The organism is Lederbergia galactosidilytica (genome assembly GCF_017873565.1).
GTDB lineage: Bacteria > Bacillota > Bacilli > Bacillales > Bacillaceae_C > Lederbergia > Lederbergia galactosidilytica.
Map to the genome: position 1 here is coordinate 1 of NZ_JAGGKH010000004.1, position 26501 is coordinate 26501.

Sequence of the window (26501 nt, forward strand, 5' to 3'; positions counted from 1 at the left end):
TTTAATTTCGGGGTCATGATCATGACACCCTGTACTATACCAAGAGGGCTCTTTTTTGTTCAATCCTCAAATTTCTTCATTACAGGAATGCTCCTCGTACTAGAAATTTAATAAGTCCAAATTGCTGACGATAATTAAGTCATGCTTTATTATCTGAAAACGAATTTGACGGAAAATTACGATATTTAAATTTCCTAAAAGAGTCGCTATACCCTTAATTCCCTTTTGCAACAATTTCTGGTAAGAATATTACGCTTGTAGTAAAAAATAATTTTATGGAGTAGAAATCTTGCCCAATCATCCCTCGCGAGAGAGACTAGCTGAGCAAGAAGCAATCACTTTTACGTTTATAGAAGATCAACATCCTCCTTTTAGTTTAGCTTCTATTAGTTCAAATTGGGCAGGAATATCAATCCTTGGTTGCACTTGAGAAAAGGAGAAGGAACATCATTAACATTATACTTAGATAGATGCCCATATCTCCTATTTATACAATAATGCTTCGTTATGACTTCAACCACTCTAACGAAAAGGAAGCAAACTGGATATCCATTTTATTCCAGTCATTATGATCATGAATGCGTTCATAGAGAACACCGATTTCTCCATTTTTCATCACCGTTAAACATGAATAACCATAATAACCATCCTCAATCACCTTGCTGTATGGCCATGTCTTTCCGCCGTCTTCACTTAAGCGAATCGTGCCTGTAATTCTTTTCTCCTCATTAGCAGGATTTGAAAATAAAACACGCGTTTTGCCATCGCCAAGATCTGGATAGAGAATGACACTTGATTGGCAAATCGGGTCAAGCAGTGATTCATCAAATTGAACTTCTCCCCAGGTTTCTCCACCATCTGTACTTGATGTGACAGCTGTCCTTTGTCTTCCATAATGATTCCGTAAGTAATATTTCAACTCACCAGTCGGTAGTTCAAGCACTTGTGATTCCGTTAAAAATTGCTTTTCTTCTGAAATTGTTTCTGCTGTCAGTTTCTCTCCATCTAGTACTCGACCATCATTTGGTGATTCTCCCCGCTGCCATGTAGCACCATGATCATCACTATAAATACAAGCACAAGACAAACAGCCAGTTTCATTAGAAAAATAAATCGGAAAAATTAAACGGCCCTTTTTATCCCCATGTTTTATTTGAATACCAAATCCAGGCCCTGAGCCGATAAATCGCATCCATTCTTCTTTTACCATAAGATTGAGTTCCCTTGGTTTTGACCATGTTAAACCATCATTATCACTTTGAATAATATGCAAAAAAGAAGTTCTTTCTTCTAGCAAACTCTCATTTAAATCAATCCCCTGTTTTAAATAAATATTCCCTTTTCTTTCCTTCCCTTTGAATACTTCGCCATCTTCATCAACTGAGTAATCAGTTTCCTGTCCATCTTCATCTAGAACCCTACCATCTGTTTCCAATAGAAATAACTTTCCTTCATGATCATATAGTTTTTTACGTCCCTTAATATCAAATCCAACTCCAGGAACACTATTCCATAAGCCAATCCCACCAGGTGTATGACAATAGATCATAAATATCGATCCTGTTTCCTCATCCTGTAGTAACGATGTATCAATCGCTGCTGCTCCATCTAGGCCCTCGCCCGCAAAAGCTACTAAATTTTGCACAGGTTCCCATGACTCACCATGATCTTCACTACGCCTTATAGTCGCAACAATTTTATTAGGATTATCCCTTTGATCTACGATTCTTGCATCAATACCAGCAATTACCGTTCCCTCTTTCGTTGTGATCATAGATGGAATTCGATAAGCTTTTGAACCAGCCAAATCCGGATAAAAAACCGCTTGTTTATGAATATTTGTCATGTTTATACCCCCAACTCATCACTTTTCTCGGTCAAAACCTGAATCAATTCCTCAATTTCAAGATTAAGGGCCTTTAGCTCGCTCCAATTCTCCTCTTTAACTGATAGAAGTGGTAAGCGAGGAGAACCCGTTTCAATACCTCTTAAACTTAAAATGGCCTTACAGGCACCATACAAGGAAGGAAATGTTAATAGTCTCGTTATAAAACGGTTAATATTTGATTGAATAAATTGCGCTTTTTCAATTTCACCTGCAATAAAACATTTATCCAATTCACAATACAATTCAGGCATTATTCCATAAGTCCCACCAATTCCACCATCTGCTCCCATGATTCTACCACCTAAAAATTGCTCATCCGGACCGTTAAATACTAAAAATTCCTTACCAGCATTTGCTTTTAACTGCTGCAGCTCATAAACACTCTCGGCTGACATCTTAATCCCAATAACTTTTTCTTGAACTACCATTTTTCTATACAGCGTTGGACTTAAGTCAAATCCTGTTGTTTGCGGTATATGATAAATAATAAATGGTAATGATGTAGCATTAATCATTGCCTGCCAATGACTTTCAACTGATTCTTCTGGCAATCGATAATAGATGGATGGAACTGAAGAAATCGCTGCTACACCGCATTTTTCCGCATGTTGAGCCAATTCAACACTTTCCTTGGTCGAGTTTGCCCCTACATGAGCGATAATAGTCAACTGATCCCCAACTGCTTTCACAACTGCCTCTAACACTTTTTTACGTTCGGCTACTGTTTGCAAAATACCTTCTCCTGAGCTTCCTCCTACATATAACCCCTTAATACCAGAACCAACATAATACTGGGCTAATTCAGCAACTCTTTTCTCACTTACTTCTCCAGCCTCATCATAAGCCGAATACATGGCCACAAAAACACCCTTAAACTGTTCAATATTCCATACCATAATTAAATTCATCTCTTTTCTCTATCATTGATGTTATAATATGGTAGGACCACATAAATAAAATAAGTAGTATGGTCTTACCAATTAATGTTAACTTAACGCTAAACGCTTTCATTTGGATTGTCAAGAACATTTCGTTAAATTTTTCTATTTTCTTTAAAAAGGTCAATTGCCTTTCATTTTACTACGGATAGAGTTTATTATTTTATTATAAAGCCTTTTCGCATCGATGCGGAAAAATAGCACGACTATCCAACATTGCTAAACTCTCAGATATAAATCTAAAAAATATATTGTGAGGAAGAGAAAAATGAGAAAACGTAAACCAACATTATCAGAAATTGTGATTGAACGAATTAAGACCCATATCGCGGAACATCAATATCAATCAGGTGATCAGCTCCCCTCTGAAAAGGAAATGATTCAAATGCTTGGCGTAAGTAGAACGGCCGTTAGGGAGGCCTTAAAATCTCTTCAATCGCAAGGTATTATTGAAATAAGACCTGGAGTTGGCCTTTTTGTAACAGAGGTTCATCTGCAAAACTATTTAAAAAATATCTCACCGTTTCTTACCATCGACAAAACAAAATTCAAAGAGTTAATTGATGCACGTATTGTCCTTGAACTCGGTGCAATCGAGCTTGCAATCCAACATCACCAAACAGATTTGATAGCGCAAATGGAAAAATGGAATGATTTAATATTGACGAAGGCCCAAAATGGAGAAAGACCAAAAGAGGAAGATCGGCTATTTCATAAAGCTTTATTTGATGCGACCGGAAATGACACCTATATTCAGCTTTCCTACATTGTTAATGAGTACTTTCAAGCGAATCAATTAGAAGAAGTTGTCGATCTCGAAGAATATCAAATATCTTATAAAGAGCATAAAAAGGTTATAGAAAAAATACAAAAAAAAGAGATAGAAGCTGCTAAACAAGCAATGAGAAGGCATTTGAGTCATCTTTACGACTCGTTGAGTGAAGGGAGCAACAGTAAAGATTTATAACAAGACAAACACCTTTAATATGGTATCTTTTTACTTTAATAGTTTCTTCTTGGTATAATATGAAAGGAGATCATATGGTATTACCAGATATTCTCTTTTTTCTATCAAAATTTATCCAAGATTTTGTTTGATTAATTAATTCTAGTAGGCGGGGATATCAATGAAACCAATTCAGGAGAATGAACGCTTTACTTTAAGTAAAATTATTAGTGATGATTTAAAGGAATATATTCTTAAAAATAAATTAACAACAGGGGATCGTCTGCCATCTGAAAGGGAACTCTCCACGAAGATGGAGGTTAGTAGAGTCATTATTAGGGAAGCATTAAGATCTTTGGAAGCAACCGGGATCATTACAATTAGACAGGGGGAAGGTGCCTTTGTTAATACAGATGATCCCCAGTTAATTTTCCAACACCTCTTTCATTTTTGGAAAATAAATAATGATAAAACGGGAGAGCTGCTCGAACTTCGTCTCCTATTAGAAAAAGCAGCCATTGAACAGATTTCTCAACAGCCTAATCCCGAGCAAATTGAGCAATTGGAAAAGCTTGTACGAAAAATGAAACTAACGGATGATCCCGTGGAATTTCAACAATATGATGCCGCCTTCCACACTGGGTTAATGGAGGCCACGCAAAACAGTTTATTCATTCAACTAGCGGATACGATCGTGCACTATTTTGCTGAATTACCTGCTATTCACTTTACGCAGGAAGAAAAATCTGTCACTGTAAATGAGCATAATATGATTTTACAAGCCATCAAGAAAGGTCACAGCGATCAAGCCATAGCGGTACTTGAAGCTCATCTACAGCGACCGAAAAAGTAAACTATCCTAGGGGGAAATATTCTCTCTTTTCCCACTAGGGTTCTTTGCGTAATTGAGGGGCAACAGTATCTGTCATGAGGTTGCTTTACTCTTCAAACGCTTTATGATGAGAATTGCAATTAAAAAGCAAAACAAAAGTGTTAGGATTAGCGCTCCCAATGGAACAAAATAACCATTGGCTTCACTGATCGCTGTAAATAAATTTATACTTCGCTCTTTCGTATACAAAGTGAGAACAGGGCCAATAAGACCAAATTCACTCACATCAAAAGATGAAACAGGTTGGCTTGGCTTTCGTGGAACTAGGATATTTAGATAGAAAATGAACATTGTGAGAAAGCCAACCATCAACCTCCTATTCACTTCAAAGCACCCCCTATAAGTAAATCACGGATACAGGTATTGACAATAAAATCACAATAGTTAATATATTTACCATAACAAATCAATATTCATAATAAAAGCCCCCTTTCACTGAAAGGGAGCTTTTATCAAGGATTATTCTTCTTCTCCAATGACCCCGTCTGCGATATTCACAGCATGATCACCGATTCTCTCTAGGTTACTTACAATATCGACATAAACGATCCCAGCTGTTCCTGTACATTGATTTTCATTTAGTCGACGAATATGTTGCTTACGAAGATCTCTCTCCATTTTATCAATTTGAATTTCTTTCTTTAATACTGCTCTTGCTTGCTCAATATCATCATTTTCTAATGCATGAATAGCTTGCTGTAATGTCGAGACCGTCAACTCAAACATTTCTTCTAAATCTTTTAAGGCTGATTCTGAAAACTTTACCTTATTATGGATTTGGTTATCAACTAATTCCATTATATTTTCAATATGGTCCCCTATTCTTTCAAGGTTAATCACTGTATCCATTAAAACATGATGTGTCTTTAAATTTTGATCTGACAAAGAATGGTAGGAAACTTGCATTAAATATTCGGTAATTGTCTTGTCTAAATTATTTAAAGCATCCTCGATTTGAGGTAATAGTTCGCGTTGCTTTTTTCCGTGTTCTCTAAAGTAATTGCCGACTTCTGTCATCCCTTGTTCTACCAACTCTGCCATCCGCAATACTTCTTTTTTCCCTTGACCTAAAGCAACTGATGGAGATTGGCGAATAAATTGCTCGCCTAAATGAATCGCTTTATGCTCAATTCTTTGATCTTCACCTGGAACAAGCTTTGTCACAAGCCAAGCAAGACCGGCGATAAATGGAAATTGAATGATTGTATTCGTCACATTAAAGGTTCCATGAGCAAAAGCAATTGTCATTTTATTATTTAAATCTAGGGAACTTTGGAAAAACTCAATTAAATGTGTAAATGGTCCAAGGAATATTAAGACTAATATTGTACCGATCAGATTAAAAAGAACATGAGTTAAGGCCGCTCTTCTAGCTGAAATAGAAGCACCAATGGCTGCTAAAACAGCCGTAATCGTCGTACCAATATTATCTCCAAATAAAATCGGTAAGGCCGTTTGTAAGTTAATGACATCTTGATCAAATAATGCTTGTAAAAGCGCAACAGAAGCTGACGAACTTTGAACAATCATCGTGAAAAGAGCCCCGGCTCCCACTCCAAAAATTGGATTTTCTCCTAAATTAACCATTAAATCGATGAAAGTTTGTGCCTCTCGGAGCGGCTTCATCGCATCTCCCATTAAATTTAGGCCAAAAAACAAAGCACCAAAGCCGAAAAATACCTGTCCAAAGTTATTTATTTTATGATTTTTAAAGAAGAAAATTAAAAAGGCACCTAAGGCAAGAATCGGTAATGCATATGAGCCTATATCGATACCGATAATGAAGGCCGTAACGGTTGTACCAATATTCGCCCCCATTATTACCCCAATGGCTTGTCTCAAGGTCATGAATCCGGCTGTTACAAGTCCAACCGTCAATACGGTCGTTCCTGAACTTGATTGAATTAAGACTGTCACAACCATCCCTGTTAAAACACCCATAATAGGCTTGGTTGTAAATCGATCAAGTAAATCTCTTAATCCATCACCTGCAACTTTTTGAAGACCATCACCCATGGAATTAATTCCATAAAGAAAGATCCCTAGCCCCCCGAAAAATGTAAAAAGCAATGTTTGCAAGTCCATGTCTTCTCCCCTATTTTAAGTAGTTTATTCGACATTGTTCGTTCCTTCCTCATCTTAATGAAGAACGTGGGAAAAGTAAATATGAAGAAATGTAAAGATTGTGTAAAGATATTCGTGCAATCGCTTAACATTTAGTATTGAGTGCAATTATTGGACGAAAATTTTCTTTCACATTATTCTTTACTTAATCTAATTTAGGAGGAGAAGCGTATGGACCAAATAAAATACTTTCAAGGCATTCCTTTATCTGTTTTGGATCTTGCTCCCATTACGGAAGGTAGTAATGCGACGCAATCTTTCAAAAATAGCGTTCAGCTAGCCCAACTTACGGAGAAATTAGGTTTCAACCGTTATTGGTTAGCAGAACATCATAATATGCCTGGCATTGCAAGCTCTGCTACCTCTGTTCTCATTGGACATATTGCTAGTGCAACCAAGAAAATCCGTGTTGGTGCTGGGGGAATTATGTTACCAAACCATGCGACTTTGGTTATTGCAGAGCAATTTGGTACTTTGGAATCTTTATACCCCGGGCGCATCGATTTAGGGCTTGGACGCGCCCCTGGAAGTGATCAGGCAACAGCTTACGCTTTAAGAAGAACTCTACAAAGAGGCGCGGAGGAATTTCCCTTGCAAGTTGAAGAATTGGAAGAATACTTTGCAGGTAGTGCTCGGGTCCGTGCAATTCCTGGAGAAGGATTAAATATTCCTATTTGGTTACTAGGCTCAAGTGGATTTAGTGCTCGTCTTGCCGCAGACAAAGGGTTACCCTTTTCCTATGCAAGTCACTTTTCCCCAGACTTTACTTTGCCTGCTATAGAGATCTACCGAGAAAACTTTCAACCATCAGAAGTGTTGGAGCAACCATATGTTATGCTCGGAGTTAATATCATTGCGGCAGATACAGATGAAAGAGCAAAGTGGCTATCAACATCCCAACAGCAGCAATTTTTAAGCCTAGCTAGAAATGCGCCAACTCCTTTAAAGCCACCGATTAAAAATATGGAGGAAATTTGGTCACCTATCGAAAAAGCACATATTGAAAAAACCCTTGATTCCCGTTCTACAATTGTCGGCAGCCCGGAAACAGTACACCGAAAATTATCAAAGTTTATAGAGGAAACAAAAGCCGACGAAATTATTATCAACTCACAAATCTTTGATCAAGAAGCACGCCTAAGCTCATATAAAATTATTGCAGACATGATGGTTCAATAGGGGGATTGGATGTGAAATGGTTTTTAGTGATTTTAAGCCTTTTACTCTTCGTTGGGCTAATCTTTGCTTTTCAAATCCCTTTACTGATCGACTTTGATTTAAAGATTCTATTATTTTTCGAAGATATTCGTACACCCTTTTTCGACCAATTTTTTACGATTATAACCGAAATTGGTTCCATTAGGGTTCTCTTTCCTCTTTGTATCGGGGTTTCTCTATACTTGGTCTATAAAAGGTGTTTTCTGGAACTTGTCTGCCTGTGGACTTTATTCTGGGGTTCAAGATGGTTAAACTTTTTACTAAAAGAGTGGGTCCAACGAGACCGACCTTCCTTACATCCATTAGTCGAAATAAAGGATTATAGCTTCCCCAGCGGACATTCGATGAATTCCATTGCTGTGCTTGGCTTTCTTTTCTATTTATTTATGACTACTTTTAAGCCAAAATCCAACTGGAAATTATTTTGGATTCTAGTGACCGGGATAACTATTTTCCTTATTGTGATAAGCAGGCTTTATCTAGGGGTTCATTATCCTACCGATGTGCTCGCGGGCCTATCCTTAGGTTATTTATTACTAGTTTCCCTTCTCTATCTATTCCGTGTTATCCGTAATAAGTGGCTAGCGGATTCCTCTTAGCAGGTCCGCTAGCCTTCTTAAATTTCTATTAGCTGTTGCTAGTGTTCTTTTAGCCATTGGACATGAGCTATTAGACGGTGCTAGTGTTCTATTAGCCGTTAGACATATTCTATTAGGCGTTGCAAGCATCTTTTAGCCTTTTTGTTGTTTAAAAATTAAATGCATCGACCGCTTTCTGATTTAGCTCAAGTTGCGCTTCTTTGGAGATCATTTTACTGTTCTTTGGATCATTCACACGCTCTAGAAAATCATTGCTAAACTTTTGGGCTTGCTTCTGAGAACCGTTATCCAAATGATGATAAACCTGTCCTAATTTGTTCGTTAATTGTTTCGCCAGTGGATGCTGAATATCACCTGTTTGGATCATATCTTTTAACATTAACTCGATATCAGGCTTTTGCTCAGGATCCGAATACACAGCTTCAAATTGGTCGTAGTATAGCATGCCGGCTGTTTTATTATTCTTATTCTTTTCCTCTAAAGCAAAGTAGCGAACTTTCAGGGGGAATACTGTCTCTTCTGGAACAGTGGCATAAACATATTTCCATCCTGTCCAATTCACTCCACCAATGGTCGTCATATTCCATAAAGCATTCTGGCCATTGCCATCCGTAATCCCCAATCGCAAATGATGGTATTGCTGATCCCCATAAACCCAAACACCAAATCGTGTTGGTTCACCCTTTACTTCCTTCCCAAGGTCGCCATTATCATCTAAAAATTGAATATATGCAGCTGAAGTCCCCTCTGTTCCGGTAAAATCATAGCTCAATTGTGCAGATTTCTCTCCATATAATACATATTCTGGTTCTGAAACAAGGTTCATTTGAACGGAACCAGGCACTGTACGCACTTCATTGGAACGAATATGAGACTCATCTTCAAAATCCTCTATAATCGGTGAAGGACCTACCTCTACTAAAGTCTCGACACGGAGATCGTGATATTGCGCTATAACTTTCCCTGCCGCTGTATTATTCCCCGTTTGTAGGACTCCCTCTTCTGAAATTTCACCAATGTTCCCTTCCACAGACCATTCAAGCACATTAGAGGAAATAAAGATTTCCTCACCTGCTTCGTCATACGCTTTTGCAGAAAACACTTGAGCTCTCCCAGGCTCTATGACAAAAGATGTTGGTGAGATTTTTAATGCTGCAATCTCATCTACAACTCTCACATTTTTCGTATCCGAGCTGGACTCTTTCTGCACAGTAATTTGCCCCTGTAGTTTTCCTTCTCCCGCTACAAATAAACCAGAACGGTCAACTTCACCAACCTCACCATTCACAGACCATTGCAATGATTTGGATTCAACAGCTACTGGATTCATGTATCCATCATACCCTTTGGCTTCCAATCTTATCTTACTTCCAGATACGATTTTGAGGTCGGTAGAAGGATACAAACGAATACCTGCCAATTCTGATTGCTGTGGTGCCTTAGAAATAACTAATAAGGAACTTCCTACAGGTCTCTCTAGCCCATCAGAAGGCCGATTTTGCAAGGACGGTTTTACATCGCCAGGTTGTCTAACATAATAAGTGGTGGATCCTCCACCATCAATATTGATTGCGTCCTCCATTCCTAATGACTGCAAATAGGCAGCAGCACCTGGCAAAGTCATGCCATCTGAATATCCCTCCTGTCTGCCATCAACAGCGAAGATATATAATTTTCCGTTTTTTATAGCTAACATGGTCCGTGGATGTTTTTCTGTATTATTTTTATTATCTTCAAGCAATTCTTCCCAGATCTTGCCCTCTTTTAATAGAACTGTCCCCAAGGTAGAATTACCTGAGACAACATCTTTTGCTTGATTAATATTTTTTGTAAAATTGAGGTCAATATTAACCTCATCTCCGACTCCTATATTCTTCATGATCCAATCTGCCTTTGTTCCTACCGCCGATAAAACAATCTTTCCTTTTTCTAGTTTGGTATCTGCTGTTTCCTCGACAGATGTCACAGTCCCTTGTATAGTTTGTCCCGCAATAAAACGGTCGCTTCCTTCGCCTACGTCCAGTATGACTTCTACCCCACCTTCTGGGGTTTTGGCAGATTCCCCAAAACGGTCATTAAATAAAAATGCACGATCATTATGTGTAGCGACTCTTGAACGGTTGACCATGTCTAGCCCCAAAACTTCTCCATTTTCTGCCTTCCATTCGGCCATCATCTCAACAGAATGTTCCATTTTAATGGAATCATCGGGAAAAATAGCTACAAGTGCTTTTATACTTCGTGGGGATGTATAAATTTCTCCATCTACAATTTGTAAACCTGATGGGATACCAACAGAGCTAAAGAAATCACCATTCACTCCTCCAACCACTTGCTTTCCTTGCTCTCCCATCTCATCAATGGTATTTCCAACTGTTTCTAGCCCATAGACTTTTCCATTGGATGAGTATGGCGTGAAATGAACAAATGAATCTTGAAGATCCACTTCCATCATACGAAGCGAGTTGAGGGTATCTCCTTCTTTCCATTTGATGCTTTTATGATACACACCAGGAGAGACTTGGTACTCCTCATTCACTATAATTTCCTCATGATCGCCTGCTTGTGTAGCTGTAGCCTGATGACCAATTATGATAGTAGTAAGCAACAATATACTTGTTAATAACTTCAACCCTTTTCTAATTCGCATGGAATCACCCTTTTTAGGTTTAATAGTATAAAAAGATTAAGACTTAGATTAAATTTGTCACTCCCATTCAATTTCAAGCAATTCTTCAATAGAATGAATAATCTGCTTTGGCTTATACTGCTCCCTAGGAAGCAGTTCCCCATATATCTTTCTTTGAAAGATTTCTGTTAGATAGTCGTGTTGCTGCACTCTTTGCTCGGGAGTGAGTAACTTCAGATTTTCCGGCATTCGCTGATCGATTAAGATGGATATCGCTCCTAATTGATTAGCAAAATATACATCATGATCTAAGCGATCTCCCACATGAGCAATTACTTCTCCATCTTTTAATAACGGGTCCGCCATGTGCATGGCCGGTTTCGCGCAGCCCACTTTACAAGGTGTGATCACTCGATCGATTTGCTCAACTAACTGAATAGCCTCCATAACAGGATATTGATATTTATAATAGCCATTTGTCACTACTCCTAAGGAAAAGCCCTTTTTCTTTAATTCCGCTAATACGGTCAAGGTATTATTTTCTAGTAAATATACTTTAGGATCTTCCGCATGTTTTTGTACTAATTCTGCGATATTGATAGTAAGCGGAATATTTTGCTCGAGCAAAATCTGTTCTAAAATCCCATCCCAATCATAAGCAGCTACATCTTTATTCTCTTTTAGGCGTTTTTTATGTTCTTTTCTAATTTCCGGAAATATCCCATCGTTCAGTGTTATATGAGGGGCTACTAAACTTTCAATTTCGGGAAAAACCCACTTACTAAATGGATTTTGCATCAAGGTTTCATCCAAATCAAACGTAATATATTTCTTCATTCATAATCCTCCTTACCTTTATTCTTTAGGCGACTTCTCCTGTAAATGGCCTAGCACAGGATAGTGATCAGAAATCGTATTAACAGACTCATCACGAATGATCATCGATTGTGGAGTTAGTTGCAACATCGCCTGATTAACTAGCATATAGTCAATTCGGACATAAATCGGCTCTTGTAATTCTCCTTTGATTTTTGTTGGTAGAGAATAATCCAAAGACTCACCAATTCCGATATCGTGCAATCCAGCATCTAGTAAAGTCTGCATTGGCAAGAAATTAATCTCTCCATCTACAATATGTTGTCGCTTGGAAAATGACCGTTGAATCATTCTATCTTTTGTATGATTTTTTCGATAATATTCCTGATCAAGTGGCGATAAAGTGTTTAAATCACCCATTAAAATAAGTGGCTCTTGGATAGATTGAATATAACGAGCAAGTTCTGCTGTTTCTTTCTCTCTTATCGTGGATTCAAACGGTGAAAGATGTGTTACGAGAAAATGAATCTGCTGAATTTTCACATGAAGTAAGCCATGATGAAATGGAGGAGCCTCTGTGGCATAAACCTTTTTCACGGGAAATTTTGAAGCAATCCCAATGGAATAGGGACTCGATTTCATCAAATAAAGATACGTATGGGGCATTCCCAATTTTTCCATTTCCCTCTGAAATTCCTCTTCTGTCCAATCATTCACTTCATTAAAACCAGCAATATCAAATTCCTGCTGTTCCAACCATTCAAAAAGCATGGCATAACGTTCCTTCGTACGGCACCCATCCAAAATATTGTATTGTACGATTTTCATATTAGAAGCTTCCTCCTCTATAGTTTAATGCCTTTATAAAATTCAATAATCCAATTTTAAATGGAGAAATTATACCAGTACATTAAGCCTCTATTAACATTCCATTTAATAAGAAACTGGTGACATTAGAGTTCACATAATCGGGGATGAGAGTGTCTCCCATCCCCATTCAATTCCAAATAGATTCAAATTATTGAGCTTGTTCTAGATAACGGTCATAAGCATTTTGGTAAATTTCCATATATTGATCTAAACCAACTTTTTTCACGGTTTCTACATACTTATCCCATTCATCAAACGATGTCTTTCCTGTGATAAATTTGGCTTGGGACTCAGTCACATAATCTTCAATATCTGTACCCACAGAAGACATGATTTCACTTTCTTCATTTGTATAATTAAATGGAGGCCAGATTTCCTCTGGTCGGTCATTAACAAATTTCTCTGCTGCTGCTTTGGAGGATTCTAAACCTTCTGATCCTTTAAAATACTCCTCTTTTACAATTCCTGGATACGTAACTCCACGCCAAGTCATATACTTAGAAATCGCTTCTACATAAGATAGCCCATCTGGATTATTATTTATAAGATCTGAGTATTCCACAGAGCCATCCTCATTTTCTACATAGGTTTCACCTTCAACTCCCATGAAGTAGAGCTTACTTCCCTCATCCCCATAAAAGTAATCTAGCCAACGCACCGTTTCTTCTGGATATTGATTTTTGTCTGTGATGGCAAATGCCCCAGTATGGACAAGCGGTGCACGGTAATTGGAATATAGCTTATCTCCATGTGGTCCTTCCAATGTTTGTGCCCCAATATATTCTTCGCGACCATATCCAGATTCTGGACTTGTTGTTAATGTTGCTGCAAATAATCCATCTGTTCCACGTGCATTCGTTTGTTCAGATTTAACAGTGTATAAATCTTCAATAATTAGTCCTTCTGAATATAATTTATTTAGATATTGAAGTGTTTCCTTATAACCATCATCAATTGGAATAAATCTCAATTCATCTTTCTCAGGATCCATATCGACATAAGGATGAGCAGTTCCTCTATTCCCTAGTCCGAATGAACCTTTAAATAGATTAATAATATTGCTATCACCACTTGCACTTAAACCAATCTCATCGGCTTTCCCATTACCATTTGGATCGTCATTCTTCGCTGCTTTCAGGTATTCATAGAATTCGTCTAATGTTGTTGGCTCTTCCATATCCAAAGCTTTTAGAAAATCCTCATTAATCCACAATTTCCATCCTGCCATAACGGAGGTAAACTCTGGGTCAAATATACGTGGAAATGAATAAATATTTCCATCTGGCATTGTAATTCCACGTTTAATATCGGGGTTTTCATCTAAAATTTTCTTCAAATTTGGAGCATACTTATCAATTAAATCATTTAATGGAATGAGGACACCCTGTCCACCATAGGTGATTAAGTCTTGTGTAGACAAACCAACACTATGAAAAGCGTCGGGGTAGTCTCCACCCGCAAGCATCAAATTTGTTTTTTCTTTCAAGCCATCCTTAGAAATCATTTCCCATTCAATATCCATGTTTGTCATTTCTTCATATTTGTTGTAGACAAGGATATCATTCCAATCAGGTGCTGCATCTGATGGGGCAACAAAAGTGAGCTTAATTTTGTCATTTACTATCGGAAAGCCTTCTTCATTAAAGTTTGCGGTTTTAGCTTCACCATCTTCCCCTTTTTCTTCCCCTTTTCCAGTGGATTCACTACTACAGGCTGATAAGATGGAAAAGATTAGCAATAATACAACTGCAAAAATGGAATACTTTTTAAGCTTCAAGATAAAACCCCTCCTATGTGATTTTATTTATATAAAGATGACTGAGGCTGAGACAAAATTGTTTTCACAAAGAGAAAACGAAAGTACTAAGTGCATATACCCCGCTCCGGAAATATACTTCGCTTTTCGGAGAAGTCTACTCATATTCTCCCGCTATGGAAATGGATTGATCAGCTTTGGAACTTAGCATTTTAGTTATCTCCCAGTCTCAACCATAATCCCTTTAGCAAGATATTCTCAGACAGCTACTTAGCTTGTTCGAGATAGCGATTATAGCCATCTTGATAAATCTCCATATATTGATCTAAGCCAACCTTTTTCACTGTCTCTACATACTTATCCCATTCATCAAATGATGTTTTACCCGTTATAAACTTCGCTTGAGATTCCGTAATATAATCTTCAATATCTGTTCCAACAGAAGACATAATTTCACTCTCTTCATTCGTAAAATTGAATGGTGGCCAGATTTCTTTTGGTCGATTTTCTTTAAACTTTTCAGCTGCCTCATTGGAAGTCTTTACTCCAAAATAATCTCTCTTAACAAATGCTGGGTAGGGTCCCGCCCTCCAAGTCAAATACTTAGAAATTGCTTCAGTTCGAGTAAGACCATCAGGGTTGTTTTCGATTAGATCCGTATATTCAACTGTTCCATCCTCATTTTCAACATAGGTTTCTCCTTCAACCCCCATGAAAAAGAGTCTACTTCCTTCATCACTATAGAAATAATCGATCCAGCGTATCGTTTCTTCGGGGTATTGATTTTTATCTGTAATTGCAAACCCGCCGACATTATTAAGTGAAGAACCATAATTTGAATGAAGTTTATCACCATGGGGGCCTTCCAATGTAACAGCCCCAATATATTCATCGCGACCATATCCAGTCTGAGGATTTGTTGTGACAGTTGCCGCAAACAATCCATCTGCCCCACGTGCATGAGTTTCCTCTGATTTCACCGTATATAAATCTTCAATAATCAATCCTTCTGAATATAACTTATTTAAATATTGAAGCATTTCTTTATAACCGTCATGAATCGGAAAAAATCTTAACTCATTGGTTTCAGGGTCCATATCGACATATTTATGGTCTATTCCTCTATTCCCTAACCCAAAAGAGCCTTTAAATATATTGATAAGATGGCCATCGCCACTTGCACTTATCCCAATTTCGTCCGCTTTCCCATTCCCATTTGGGTCATTATTCACCGCTGCTTTAAGATAGTCATAGAACTCATCAAGTGTCATAGGCTCTTCCATATTTAATGCGTTTAGGAAATCCTCATTAATCCACAGTTTCCAGTTCGCCAGTACCGCGTCAAAATCTGGCTCATATATACGAGGAAACGAGTAGATATTTCCATCAGGCATCGTGATTCCGCGTTTAATATCCGGATTTTCTTCTAATATCTTCTTAAAATTAGGGGCATACTTGTCAATTAAATCATTGAGAGGAACCAGGACCCCCTGCCCCCCATACGTGATTAAATCTTGTGTCGACAAGCCTACACTATGGAAGGCATCGGGGTAGTCTCCACCAGCAAGCATTAAATTAGTCTTTTCTTTTAGACCCTCTTGTGAAATCATTTGCCAGTCAATATCCACGTTGGTCATTTCTTTATATGTGTTGTAAATCAAGATATCATTCCAATCAGGGGAATCAGATGAGGGAGCAACAAATGTCAGCTTAATTTGATCGTTTACAATCGGAAATCCCTCTTCATTAAAATTCGCCTTTGCTTCCTCATCCTTCTCTTTTTCCTCTTCTTTTCCAGTAGAATCACTACTACACGCGGATAATAGGGTAAAGATTAGAAATAACATCACCGAAAACGCGGAAAGTGCTTTAATCTTCAAGACATAACCCCTCCTTAAATTTTATTTAAAGGTAATTAACCCTTAAGCGAGCCAATCATCACACCTTTAACAAAATATTTTTGGACAAATGGATACATAATCAAAACCGGAATATTAGCAACTACCACAAGAGCATATTTCATTCCTTCAACAGACATAGCCTGTTGAACAACTGACTCTGCCATTGTTGCATCCATATCTGCTACATCTTCTTGAATCAAAATTTCTCGCAAAATTAATTGCAATGGGAATTTTTTACGATCGGTCAAATAAATTAAGCCATCAAAGAAGGAATTCCAATGACTAACAGCATAGAACAAGACCATTACAGCAATAATTGGCGTTGAAAGGGGTAAAACAATTCGAAACAATGTTTGTAGATTTGAACAACCATCAATATGTGCAGCCTCTTCAATTTCATTTGGAATACTTGTCTGAAAGAAGGTCCTCATGATGATCAGATTATAAACAGAGATCGCTCCAGGTATAACCATAGCCCAAATCGTATTTAACATATGGAGGTCTTTAATAACTAAATAGGTAGGAATCATACCACCACTAAAAAACATAGTAAAAATGAGCAAAGCAGTGATAACATTACGCCCATAAAGGTTTTTTCTCGATAAGGCGTACGCTCCAGCTGTGGTCATCATCAAATTAATGACAGTCCCTACACCTGTATAAACAAAGGTATTTAAATATCCACGCATCACATCATTATTTTTGAATACTTTGGCATAACCTTCAAAAGTAATCTCCTTTGGTAATAATCGAATCTCACCTTTAAGCAGTAATTCGGGATTACTAATGGAGGCACTAAGAACAAAAATGAGTGGATAAATGACAATGACTAAAATTAGACAAAGTAATAAAAAGTTTACTATTCCAAAGGCTCGGTCACCGATCGTTTGTTTTTCCATCTTTCATTCCCCCCTTACCACAAACTTGTCTCACTGACTTTACGAGAGATTTGATTCACTACGACAAGTAAAATAAAGCTGATCACGGAGTTAAATAATCCTACTGCAGTCGAATAGCTATACTGCGCACCCATAATCCCTGTTTTATATACATGAGTAGCAATTACATCTGAAGCTTCCATATTTAATGCGTTCTGCATTAGGAAGACCTTCTCAAAGCCCACACTGATAATATTTCCGACATTTAGAATAAGAAGAATGATAATGACAGGAATAATCGCAGGGATATTAACATGCCTAATTCGTTGCAACCGACTAGCACCATCCATCCTTGCTGCTTCATGTAATTCTGGAGGCACCCCCGCCAATGCCGCTAAATAAATGATTGAACTCCACCCCATTTGCTGCCATACATGAGAAAGAACATAGATCGTTTTAAACCAAGCAGGTTCTGTCATAAAAGAGATTGGTTTTAAACCGATAGCAGACAATAAATTATTCACCATTCCATATTGTGGATTTAGAAAAAGGAACAACATTCCCACAATGACAACTGTTGATAAAAAGTGGGGAGCGTAGGTCACATTCTGCACAAATTTTTTAAATCGGTTTACTCGTACCTCATTTATCATTAAAGCTAGAATGATTGGAATCGGGAAAGCAACTGCAAGTTCATATATCCCAATACCTAATGTGTTTTTGATTAAACGCCAAAAATAATAGCTATCAAAAAAACGTGTAAAATGTTTCATTCCCACCCATTCACTACCTGTAATGCCTTTAGTTGCAATAAAATCTTTAAAGCCAATTTGAACACCATACATGGGAATATATTTAAAAATAATAAAATAGGCCAAAACTGGTACGAGGAGTAAATAGATATCCCAATTATTCAAAATTCGTCTCCGTACATTAAACTTTTTTTTGATCTTAACTGTTGTATTTTGTCCTTTTTCGACGTAAGCACTTTTCATTGTCAATCACCCCTTATTCCAGTTTGAATTTACTACATAAATTCTTAGGCTGCTTTCCATCATATTATAATAAATCAATTTGATTTTATCATTCAGCTCTCGTTAAGATTTTGTAAAGGTACCCTTTCAAATCTCCAACTTGCTTTTGGTACCATTGGATTTCCACTTCTATCCGCCGCTTCAACAACTACTTGATAGCTCCGTTTTTGAGAAGATGAAGCGATTTGAGCAGATACGACCCCAGTTGCGGAGTCAAAGGTATGCTCAACCACTTTTCCATTAATCCATACTTGGATCGAGGAAGGCTCCACGCCACTTTCATTATCTTTTAAAGTTAGCCTTACTATTGGATGGTCGTCTTTTACAATTTGATTTGGTGATGGGATAGGGTGACTAAACACTGGTCCTTCTAAGTCTTCATCTATTTTGACATACTCAGCCCGCAAACAATCAAAATAAAGGGTACCGGCATTTTTATTCGCATCATTCGTTTCTGTGATAAACAAGTAACGAACTGTAATAGGGAATGCCGTATTATCTGCTATATCTGCATAAACGTATTTCCAACCTGTCCAATTTAAGCCACCGGGTTCTGTTAAACTGAGAGACCGACTTTCTCCATTGGCATCAGAAATTCCTATGCGTAACCAATGATTATTTGAATCTCCATATACCCAAAGTCCAAACCGATAGGGTTCTCCCTCAACCTCTAATCCCTTTTGATCATTACTATCCAAAAGTTGAATCACTGCTTTCGAAGCACCTGATATATTCGTAAAGTCATAAGTTAATTTTCCAGAAAAGGTGCCGAATCGAACGGGCTCAGGTCTAGGAGCTAGCGTTAATGTAACGGAATTAGCAACCGCCTTCTCTCCATATACAGTTAGTCCCTGTAGGGTATCAAAATCGGCCAAAATCACTGGTGCCTTTCCTACGCTAACTTGAATTTCCGTTTCTAACTCTTTATATTTCGCAATGATCTTTCCCTGTTTGACTGTTTGGCTAGCCTGTAAAACTCCCCTTTCTGAAACACTGCCTATTCCTCCGTGAATAGACCAATCTAGTTGATCTGGAGAAATCCATACCTTCCTGTCCTCGTGATCAAAAGCGTGAATATCAAATTCTATTTCACCATTTGGCTCAACAACAATTGTTGTTGGGTGAATCTCAAAACGAGCAATTTCTTCGATTACTTGTATAGAGCATTGCTGTGTAACGTCACCCGAACGAACATTTAGCTTCCCACAACTTGCCCTTGTACCGGCTTTAAAAGTGTTATTCCCCTCCATATATCCAATATTTCCTTCAATAGAGCAAATAATTTTGGTAGGTCGAACGGTAACAGCGTTTAAAAAGCGGTCTTGCCCTTTTACTTCAATTTGAACCTTACTCCCAGCTAAAACAAGGATTGGAGAATCAGGTTTTATAATTAAAGTATTTAAAGTAGAAATAGGTGCGATTGATTGGAAAAACAGGCCATTTCCTACTGCTCTTTCAAATCCATCAGATGGACGGTTCACGATGGTCGGTAGTTCATCTCCAGGTTGGCGAATATAACAAGTCGTCGAACCGCCCCCATCGATATTAATGGCTGCCTCCATCCCAAGGTTTTGTAAATAAAAGGCTCCTTCTGCTAAAGTGATACCATTTGAATGACCCGGCTGTCTTCCATCTACAACGAAAATATATAATCTTCCTTGCTTCACCGCGATCATTGTTCGTGGGTGTCGATCATGGTTCAAAGGAATTTCTTGATCAAGTATTTTTGGTGAGATCATTCCATCCTTTAGAAGTACATACCCCAAAGTCGAATTGCCTGAAATAACATGACGAGCTTCATTTAAACCTTGCTCCAAGGAAATATCAATAGTAATCCGCTCCCCGATCTGCAGCTGCTCTTGAACCCACTCAGCCCCAGCTCCACTTACAGATAGTACAAGTTTTCCCTTTTCAATCTGGGTATTAGCCGATTGATTAATGGATTCTACCTCTCCCGTCATCTGTTTATTAGGAAAGATGCGCTCGTCAGGCACTTTGATGACAATTTCCACTACACCTTCGGGAGTGCGGGTCGACGAACCGAACCGATCATTATAGAGAAAGGCATGATCGGTATGTTTCAAATATCTTGTGCGGTTAATTGACTCTATCGGCATTTTGTAACCGCATTCAAACGAAATAGTTGCATTCATTTTTACTTGATCCTTTAACAAAGGCTGCCCATTTGCCATAATGGCTAGTAAAACCTTAATTGTGGATGGAGAGGTGAATATTTCACCATTACAAATTTGTAATCCCGTTGGAACTCCTAACCAACTAAAGAAATCTCCATTTACCCCAGCAATAATATTTTTCCCTACTTTAATAAGCTCCTTTTGCATATTTCCGACTGTCTCTAAAAATTCAACTTTTCCCTTAGATGAAAATACAATCGGGGTAATATACTGATTATGTGAATCTACTTGGAGAATGTGTATAGATTGCTGGAACTTTCCATTTCGTAATAATTGATGAGAATGCCTCACACCAGGTGCTACCTGAACGGTATCCTCCTTATCGATACTCCAAGTTGACTCATTCAGTGATTCTATTTGCTTCTGACTTTTAGATTCTGAACTGACTAATAAACTAACTTGCTCTGATGTATAATCTAATTTGTTTGGCTTGAGCAATTTCTCATCCCCACTTCATGCTAAAATATCCAAAACTTTACGCCTTTATCGGATTATATGATCCTAATAAATAACGCTCAATGGCTTTGGCTACACCATTTTCTTCATTTGACTCAGTGACAATATCGGCAATTTTCTTTAATTCAGCATCTCCATTTCCCATGGCAACACCTAGTCCCGCCGCTCGGATTAAACGTTGATCGTTTAAGTTATCGCCAACAGCCATCACTTGATCCATGGTAATTCCGAGAAGTTCGCAAACTCTTCGCACTCCTGTTTCTTTGGAAATCCCCTTTAATGATATTTCAATATTAATAGGTGCTGAGCGCGTAATCTCTATGCTCTCTCTTTCTAGTAATAACTCTCTTAACTTCTGAATCTCATCAAGATCGGTATGATGCATACCAAACTTTAGCCAATCTCTTGCAAACATTTCGTCTGTCCAATCCTTTTTATGAGTAAGACTCTCGACACTATAACCCCAGAATTTCGCACCTGCTCTCATTGCTTGTTCATGAAGCCAGCGAATATCATCTCTATTAATAAAATGTCGTTCCCATAATTGACCTGGTCCCTTCCATATTTCAGCTCCATTAACTAAAACCATTGGGGCATCAAGAGCTAATTCTTCCCAAATGGCTCCAGCAGTTTGGATGCCGCGTCCAGTTGAAAAGATAACTGTTACACCTTCCTCGACAGCTTTATGAATCCATTTTCTTGTTTCCTTCGTTATTTTCTTATCATCCGTTAAAACCGTTCCATCTAAATCAAGCGCTAGTAATTTATAATGTGGCATTTCATTTCAACACTCCTTCCCTTTACATTTACCGATTAATACCAATCGGATTGGATGCTTATAAAACTCCTGTATCTACTATAGGTGGTTCTCTTCCACTAAATTAGTAACCTTTATATCTCCCTCAAAATATAAAGCTCCTCCTACTCATTTACATCCCTTTGTGGATAGTCCTCTAAATCAAGCATTCATCCCTATCGTCCCTATACTTCCAATCGATTTGCCGTAAAGGCAAATAATATAAATCAATTTGATTGATTAAATCATAATGTAAACATATGGTAATTTCAAGACCCCTTTTTAAATTTTTAGAAACTTCTTCCCTATTTATTTTCTAAAACAATCAAATAGGGAAGCTGTTTTTCTATCTTTTTCATCCAAACTATATAAATTATAGATCTAAACCTAGCAGTCATTTTATCAGTTTTTCCATTCTTTCTTCCCTGTTTCTTTTAACAGTTTCATAGCCTTTTCAGGGTAATCTGTGAAAATAGCGGCTATTTTTATTTCAAAAAATCTAGTCATATCCTCTTCTTTATTAATCGTAAATACCCTCACTGGGAAACCTCGATGTTGCGCTTCAGCCACCATTTTACTATCCGTTTCAGGCCGATAGGTATGAAGAGCCTTTGCTCCAATTTCTGCCGCATACTCCCATGGATTCGCAAATTTTTTCATATACAAAATAGCACACTCAAGATTGTTATTAATCGAAACAACTTTTTGAAGTGATTCATGGTTGAAGGAAGATATAATCGACCGGTTGATATAGTTAAATTCCTCAAGTTGTTGAATCATTTTTTCCTCAATTCCAGTCTCTTCTTTAACAGGCTTTTTAATTTCCACATTTAGTTTAATATCAGTATTTTGAAATAGGGACAATACCTCACGAAAGGTAGGAATCGTTTCACCAGTAAATTCAGGCGAAAATTTAATGCCGGCGTCAAATGTTTTAAGTTCTTCTAACGTATAATCAAGGAGTTTTCCCGTTCCATCTGTAGTTCGATCTAATGTATAGTCGTGGATAACTACTAATTCGCCATCTTTTGTTAGTTGAATATCTAATTCAATGCCATCGACCCCAAGTCTAATTGCCTCTCTAAAAGCTGCGAGCGTATTTTCTGGATGTGTTCCTGAACTACCACGATGTGCAAATATTTTAGTCATAATAATAACTCCTTTATATAATATTATTCCTTTTCTTATCATATATGACTAGGTGCTCATTGACTATGATTCAATATCAATTTCTACTTCCTTATGACTTTCTAGTTTATTCTTCTCTAGTAATAATCCCACATTTGTAATTAAAAAGGAGACAACAACAGCACAAATAACAATCGCATAAAATCCTGCCCCTATCCCTATTCCAACCCCTCCTGCAAACAAGATCATGGCAGCAGACGTAAGACCAATCACTTTTAGTCCATCCTTCAAAATCATCCCAGCTCCTAAAAATCCTAGACCTGAAACAATTTGAGCGGCTAAGCGCATAGGATCCATCATTTTCCCACTATTTTCCTGACTCAGCATTTCTGCACTCTGAATTGAAATAATCGTTATAAGTGTGCAAGCGACACAAACATAGGTGTAGGTCTTGATTCCTGCTGGTTTGCTTTTAAATGAACGGTCCAACCCGATAAGAAACCCAAGGACCCCACTAATGATGACACGGATAAACATTTCCTGATGGCCTTGAATATATTCGTCAAACAGATAATATAAAAACGACATAATATCCCTTCCCTTTTCCACTTTTCTAGCCGGTATCATGATCAACAGCATTACATGCTCATCGAGAGGGAAAATTTCCATTTAAAAGTAACCGATAGGGACTACTCGCTTGATCTAGCAGCCCTTCCAGGAAGAAGTACACTGAAAGAGCGATGTGTAACACGAAACAGAATCTCTAGAGTCTATTTAGAGATATCTGCAATGTTTGCCAAATCATCGGAAGAGGAGTCAATGGAAAAGATATACAACAAGGGATGTTTAGGGTAAAAGAAAAAACCCTTAAAAAAGGTAATGAACACCAACATAAATTAGAGTCATTACTTTTTTTAAGGGTTCTCTTCTTCTCCACCCGAAATATTAACAAAGGTTGGGAGCATAATCTACCGGAGTAAAAACTCCTATGATCACGCTTTCAATATATTATACAGATGTATTGTATTTTTTGTCAATGCTATTTTCTTAATAATAGATGTCTGAGATTAGAAGCAATTATTCTTTGCGAGCCATTAACCCTCCATCTCCCTACTACCACTTTAACTGATAAGGTCATTGAATTAAAACCTATTCCACTTTTTCTCTTCATAACTTACGACCAATCAGGAAAAAATATGAGTGATGCCCCTGCTCCTTATACATATGCCATGTGTGCGAAGCCATTTAGTTTATTAACTATGATAGACTTCTCATCATTTTACTCATTATGATATGAATAAAAACTTTCTAGCGTAGCTCCGCCCCTTCTCCACAGTAAATAAGGGTTGTCTCGCCTACATAAGCAATGGGCAAAGACAACCTTTGAAATTTGTTATTTTAACACAGATTGAAGCTTTTGCATTTTATCTATATCAAATGTATTTTGGAAGGAGTTTTGCTTTCGAACACCTTTGCCAAAGTGATATTGAGTAGCCATTACTTTTGTATGTATATTCTCTATATTATCAGGATCAAGACCTCCCCCTAATAATATTTGCGGGCCATTTAACTCTTGTGCAAGCTGGACTAATGATGGCAATTGTTCTATTCCCTCTAAACATGAGGATTCCCCACCCGAAGTTAAAATTCTTTTAACATGTTTTTTATATGGGATTAAGCTTTCGTAAGCTTCCTTTAATGAACGTACTTCATCAAAGGCTCGATGGAACGTGATATCCAAATCTGGATAAGCCTTAATAATTGATTCAATAAATGGAAGATTTACTGTGTGATCAGGTGTAATCGCTCCAATCACAATCCCCTTTACTCCTAACTCATGCATATACTTAATCTCATCCAACATCACTGTCATTTCAAGTTCTGAATAAATATGACTATACCCATGAGGTCGCACCATAACTTGGACTGGAATTTCAATATGATTAAGCACACTCTTAATAATTCCATAACTTGGTGTTAAACCACCCTCTTCAATCCCTATCACAAGTTCTAAACGATCCGCCCCTAATTCTTGTGCCTTGATTGCATCGACAAAATTTTGGACAATCACTTCGATTTGCAAAAAAACTACCTCCATTTTTAAAAATAAAGAGAAACCTAATTTTTAGTTAAAGCCGCTATTCTAAAATTCTCTTCACCTGTTACCCCAATATCTCGATATTATTTCCCTACATACATTTAAAAACTTCATAATTTAAATAGTTAAAGGAAAACATACTCCTATATTCCTTTTTATACAAGAGACTAAAGGAGGTGAATTCCTTGTCTAAAGGTCAAGAAAAGCAAAATAAGCAACATTCAGGGCAACCTGAACCGCTAAGTGGTTCGAAAAAGGTAAAAAATAAGAATCACTCACGTCAAAATCATGCCGGGAAAGGCATGTAACCTATACAGAAACCTTTTAACAAAAGCGCCTGGACTATCCTTGGTGCTTTTTCTACTACTTGTATAACCATGTTTGAAGGGCTGCACCAATGAAGCCAGAATGATGATTAAGCTCAGAAAGTTTTATCTCCACATTCTCAACTAAAGATTTCATCCCCATTGTGCTAATTTTCTTGTGAACCATTTCAACAATCCATTGTCTTTCACTCATCACACCGCCACCTAAAATAATTACTTGGGGGTTGAACAAATGGATAAGATTAACAATTCCATAACTTAGACCATGAACCATATGCTGAATCACTTGAGTGGCGAGCGGGTCATTTTTCTCATACAATTCAAAGACATCCCTACTTGTTACATGATTAGATAGCCCCTTTTCTTTTCGGAGCATCTGCATGTGCTTGGCAATCCATGTTCCAGAAGCATACGTTTCTAAACAGCCATGAAGCCCACAATTACAAGGATCGCCATTCAAATCAATTGACATATGACCAAGCTCAGCGCCTCCTCCCCAAACTCCTCTAAGTAACTTCCCGTTTGTAAGAATTCCACCCCCTATTCCTGTACCAAGGGCTAGACATATTACTTCTTCATATCCTTTTGCGGCTCCAAAGGTCGATTCTGCTAACGCTAACACATTCACATCATTATCCACATAAACGGGCAAAGTCGAGTAAGTAGCAATATCTTCCCGAAGATTGACACCATTCCAGTCTTTAATATTCGATGTTCCAGATATGACTTTTCCTTCATAAAAATTAACTTGTCCTGCTGTCCCAATCCCGATCCCACTAAGAGGCAATGCATTCCGTTCAGCCCATTCTTCTAGCTCTAAAATAAGCGATTTTAAAAGAGCTAAAATTTCGCTTCTCCCCATTTTCGGAGTGGGAACTTTTTTATCGAATATAACCTTCCCTGTGTTACTAACAATCCCTGCTGCTATTTTTGTACCACCAATATCAATACCAATACCGTAAATCATCTGAAATTCCACCATTCTCTTAATCATTTTCTTGTTGACAATGTTT

At 37.7% G+C, this 26501-nt stretch carries 22 protein-coding genes; 5 read left to right on the forward strand and 17 right to left on the reverse strand.

Annotated features, from left to right (window positions below):
• Positions 1-505 precede the first annotated feature (505 nt).
• Together J2Z23_RS05090 and J2Z23_RS05095 are read right to left on the reverse strand one after the other, a co-directional pair.
• Positions 506-1846: a sialidase family protein gene (locus J2Z23_RS05090; RefSeq protein WP_057986301.1), complete on the reverse strand. Its 1341-nt coding sequence runs from the start codon at positions 1844-1846 to the stop codon at positions 506-508.
• Positions 1847-1848: 2 nt separating this feature from the next.
• Positions 1849-2796 (reverse strand): dihydrodipicolinate synthase family protein, encoded by a 948-nt coding sequence (locus J2Z23_RS05095; RefSeq protein ID WP_205634430.1) that lies wholly within the window; start codon positions 2794-2796, stop codon positions 1849-1851.
• A gap of 298 nt (positions 2797-3094) precedes the next feature.
• Between J2Z23_RS05095 and J2Z23_RS05100 the strand changes: the two genes are divergently transcribed.
• The gene (locus J2Z23_RS05100) at positions 3095-3793 is read left to right on the forward strand and encodes a FadR/GntR family transcriptional regulator (protein ID WP_057986303.1); all 699 of its coding nucleotides are present in this window, start codon (positions 3095-3097) and stop codon (positions 3791-3793) included.
• A 160-nt stretch (positions 3794-3953) separates the two neighbouring features.
• Positions 3954-4625: a FadR/GntR family transcriptional regulator gene (locus J2Z23_RS05105; protein ID WP_064468793.1), complete on the forward strand. Its 672-nt coding sequence runs from the start codon at positions 3954-3956 to the stop codon at positions 4623-4625.
• 72 nt (positions 4626-4697) lie between these two features.
• Here J2Z23_RS05105 and J2Z23_RS05110 read toward each other — a convergent pair whose 3' ends face one another.
• Both J2Z23_RS05110 and J2Z23_RS05115 read right to left on the reverse strand, forming a co-directional pair.
• Entirely contained in the window at positions 4698-4988 is a 291-nt protein-coding gene (locus tag J2Z23_RS05110; RefSeq protein WP_128738684.1) for a hypothetical protein, read from the reverse strand.
• A gap of 135 nt (positions 4989-5123) precedes the next feature.
• Complete coding sequence (locus tag J2Z23_RS05115) at positions 5124-6749, reverse strand: Na/Pi cotransporter family protein (RefSeq protein ID WP_057986308.1); 1626 nt, start codon at positions 6747-6749, stop codon at positions 5124-5126.
• A gap of 210 nt (positions 6750-6959) precedes the next feature.
• Between J2Z23_RS05115 and J2Z23_RS05120 the strand changes: the two genes are divergently transcribed.
• Together J2Z23_RS05120 and J2Z23_RS05125 are read left to right on the forward strand one after the other, a co-directional pair.
• Positions 6960-7967 carry an LLM class flavin-dependent oxidoreductase gene (locus J2Z23_RS05120; RefSeq protein WP_064468792.1) on the forward strand — a complete coding sequence of 336 codons (1008 nt, stop codon included), beginning with the start codon at positions 6960-6962 and terminating at the stop codon, positions 7965-7967.
• 11 nt (positions 7968-7978) lie between these two features.
• Positions 7979-8605 carry a phosphatase PAP2 family protein gene (locus J2Z23_RS05125; protein ID WP_057986312.1) on the forward strand — a complete coding sequence of 209 codons (627 nt, stop codon included), beginning with the start codon at positions 7979-7981 and terminating at the stop codon, positions 8603-8605.
• A gap of 148 nt (positions 8606-8753) precedes the next feature.
• On the opposite strand, the gene J2Z23_RS05130 is transcribed toward J2Z23_RS05125, so the two are convergent.
• The 12 genes from J2Z23_RS05130 to J2Z23_RS05185 all read right to left on the reverse strand — a co-directional run bounded on the left by J2Z23_RS05130 (position 8754) and on the right by J2Z23_RS05185 (position 25147).
• On the reverse strand, positions 8754-11255 hold the full coding sequence (locus tag J2Z23_RS05130) for a phosphodiester glycosidase family protein (RefSeq protein WP_057986314.1): 2502 nt from the start codon (positions 11253-11255) through the stop codon (positions 8754-8756).
• Positions 11256-11312: 57 nt separating this feature from the next.
• Positions 11313-12071: an HAD family hydrolase gene (locus J2Z23_RS05135; RefSeq protein WP_057986316.1), complete on the reverse strand. Its 759-nt coding sequence runs from the start codon at positions 12069-12071 to the stop codon at positions 11313-11315.
• Positions 12072-12089: 18 nt separating this feature from the next.
• Entirely contained in the window at positions 12090-12878 is a 789-nt protein-coding gene (locus J2Z23_RS05140) for an endonuclease/exonuclease/phosphatase family protein (protein WP_057986318.1), read from the reverse strand.
• A gap of 190 nt (positions 12879-13068) precedes the next feature.
• Entirely contained in the window at positions 13069-14697 is a 1629-nt protein-coding gene (locus J2Z23_RS05145) for an extracellular solute-binding protein (protein WP_057986320.1), read from the reverse strand.
• Between the two features lie 245 nt (positions 14698-14942).
• Positions 14943-16556: an extracellular solute-binding protein gene (locus J2Z23_RS05150; RefSeq protein ID WP_128747532.1), complete on the reverse strand. Its 1614-nt coding sequence runs from the start codon at positions 16554-16556 to the stop codon at positions 14943-14945.
• A gap of 35 nt (positions 16557-16591) precedes the next feature.
• Entirely contained in the window at positions 16592-17476 is an 885-nt protein-coding gene (locus J2Z23_RS05155; protein WP_057986322.1) for a carbohydrate ABC transporter permease, read from the reverse strand.
• A 14-nt stretch (positions 17477-17490) separates the two neighbouring features.
• Entirely contained in the window at positions 17491-18450 is a 960-nt protein-coding gene (locus tag J2Z23_RS05160) for an ABC transporter permease (protein ID WP_057986324.1), read from the reverse strand.
• A 92-nt stretch (positions 18451-18542) separates the two neighbouring features.
• Positions 18543-21122 carry a phosphodiester glycosidase family protein gene (locus J2Z23_RS05165; protein ID WP_057986326.1) on the reverse strand — a complete coding sequence of 860 codons (2580 nt, stop codon included), beginning with the start codon at positions 21120-21122 and terminating at the stop codon, positions 18543-18545.
• Between the two features lie 37 nt (positions 21123-21159).
• On the reverse strand, positions 21160-21918 hold the full coding sequence (locus tag J2Z23_RS05170) for a Cof-type HAD-IIB family hydrolase (RefSeq protein WP_057986329.1): 759 nt from the start codon (positions 21916-21918) through the stop codon (positions 21160-21162).
• A 420-nt stretch (positions 21919-22338) separates the two neighbouring features.
• The gene (locus J2Z23_RS05175) at positions 22339-23085 is read right to left on the reverse strand and encodes a glycerophosphodiester phosphodiesterase (protein ID WP_057986331.1); all 747 of its coding nucleotides are present in this window, start codon (positions 23083-23085) and stop codon (positions 22339-22341) included.
• Between the two features lie 63 nt (positions 23086-23148).
• A complete protein-coding gene (locus tag J2Z23_RS05180) occupies positions 23149-23652 on the reverse strand; it encodes an MgtC/SapB family protein (RefSeq protein WP_057986333.1) in 504 nt (167 codons plus the stop codon).
• An 805-nt stretch (positions 23653-24457) separates the two neighbouring features.
• Positions 24458-25147: a copper homeostasis protein CutC gene (locus J2Z23_RS05185; RefSeq protein ID WP_057981844.1), complete on the reverse strand. Its 690-nt coding sequence runs from the start codon at positions 25145-25147 to the stop codon at positions 24458-24460.
• A 200-nt stretch (positions 25148-25347) separates the two neighbouring features.
• On the opposite strand from J2Z23_RS05185, the gene J2Z23_RS05190 reads away from it, so the two are divergent.
• Positions 25348-25470: a small acid-soluble spore protein P gene (locus J2Z23_RS05190; protein WP_238482622.1), complete on the forward strand. Its 123-nt coding sequence runs from the start codon at positions 25348-25350 to the stop codon at positions 25468-25470.
• A gap of 55 nt (positions 25471-25525) precedes the next feature.
• On the opposite strand, the gene J2Z23_RS05195 is transcribed toward J2Z23_RS05190, so the two are convergent.
• The gene (locus J2Z23_RS05195; RefSeq protein ID WP_083492300.1) at positions 25526-26482 is read right to left on the reverse strand and encodes an ROK family protein; all 957 of its coding nucleotides are present in this window, start codon (positions 26480-26482) and stop codon (positions 25526-25528) included.
• Between the last annotated feature and the right edge of the window lie 19 nt (positions 26483-26501).

What these genes read in the sequence shown, in the direction of transcription:
- J2Z23_RS05115 (WP_057986308.1), bottom strand. Translation starts at nt 6,749, where the DNA reads ATGGACTTGCAAACATTGCTTTTTACATTTTTCGGGGGGCTAGGGATC.
- J2Z23_RS05120 (WP_064468792.1), top strand. Translation starts at nt 6,960, where the DNA reads ATGGACCAAATAAAATACTTTCAAGGCATTCCTTTATCTGTTTTGGAT.
- J2Z23_RS05180 (WP_057986333.1), bottom strand. Translation starts at nt 23,652, where the DNA reads ATGTCGTTTTTATATTATCTGTTTGACGAATATATTCAAGGCCATCAG.
- J2Z23_RS05105 (WP_064468793.1), top strand. Translation starts at nt 3,954, where the DNA reads ATGAAACCAATTCAGGAGAATGAACGCTTTACTTTAAGTAAAATTATT.
- J2Z23_RS05130 (WP_057986314.1), bottom strand. Translation starts at nt 11,255, where the DNA reads ATGCGAATTAGAAAAGGGTTGAAGTTATTAACAAGTATATTGTTGCTT.
- J2Z23_RS05175 (WP_057986331.1), bottom strand. Translation starts at nt 23,085, where the DNA reads ATGACTAAAATATTTGCACATCGTGGTAGTTCAGGAACACATCCAGAA.
- J2Z23_RS05090 (WP_057986301.1), bottom strand. Translation starts at nt 1,846, where the DNA reads ATGACAAATATTCATAAACAAGCGGTTTTTTATCCGGATTTGGCTGGT.
- J2Z23_RS05160 (WP_057986324.1), bottom strand. Translation starts at nt 18,450, where the DNA reads ATGAAAAGTGCTTACGTCGAAAAAGGACAAAATACAACAGTTAAGATC.
- J2Z23_RS05155 (WP_057986322.1), bottom strand. Translation starts at nt 17,476, where the DNA reads ATGGAAAAACAAACGATCGGTGACCGAGCCTTTGGAATAGTAAACTTT.
- J2Z23_RS05095 (WP_205634430.1), bottom strand. Translation starts at nt 2,796, where the DNA reads ATGAATTTAATTATGGTATGGAATATTGAACAGTTTAAGGGTGTTTTT.
- J2Z23_RS05100 (WP_057986303.1), top strand. Translation starts at nt 3,095, where the DNA reads ATGAGAAAACGTAAACCAACATTATCAGAAATTGTGATTGAACGAATT.
- J2Z23_RS05195 (WP_083492300.1), bottom strand. Translation starts at nt 26,482, where the DNA reads ATGATTAAGAGAATGGTGGAATTTCAGATGATTTACGGTATTGGTATT.
- J2Z23_RS05135 (WP_057986316.1), bottom strand. Translation starts at nt 12,071, where the DNA reads ATGAAGAAATATATTACGTTTGATTTGGATGAAACCTTGATGCAAAAT.
- J2Z23_RS05170 (WP_057986329.1), bottom strand. Translation starts at nt 21,918, where the DNA reads ATGCCACATTATAAATTACTAGCGCTTGATTTAGATGGAACGGTTTTA.
- J2Z23_RS05140 (WP_057986318.1), bottom strand. Translation starts at nt 12,878, where the DNA reads ATGAAAATCGTACAATACAATATTTTGGATGGGTGCCGTACGAAGGAA.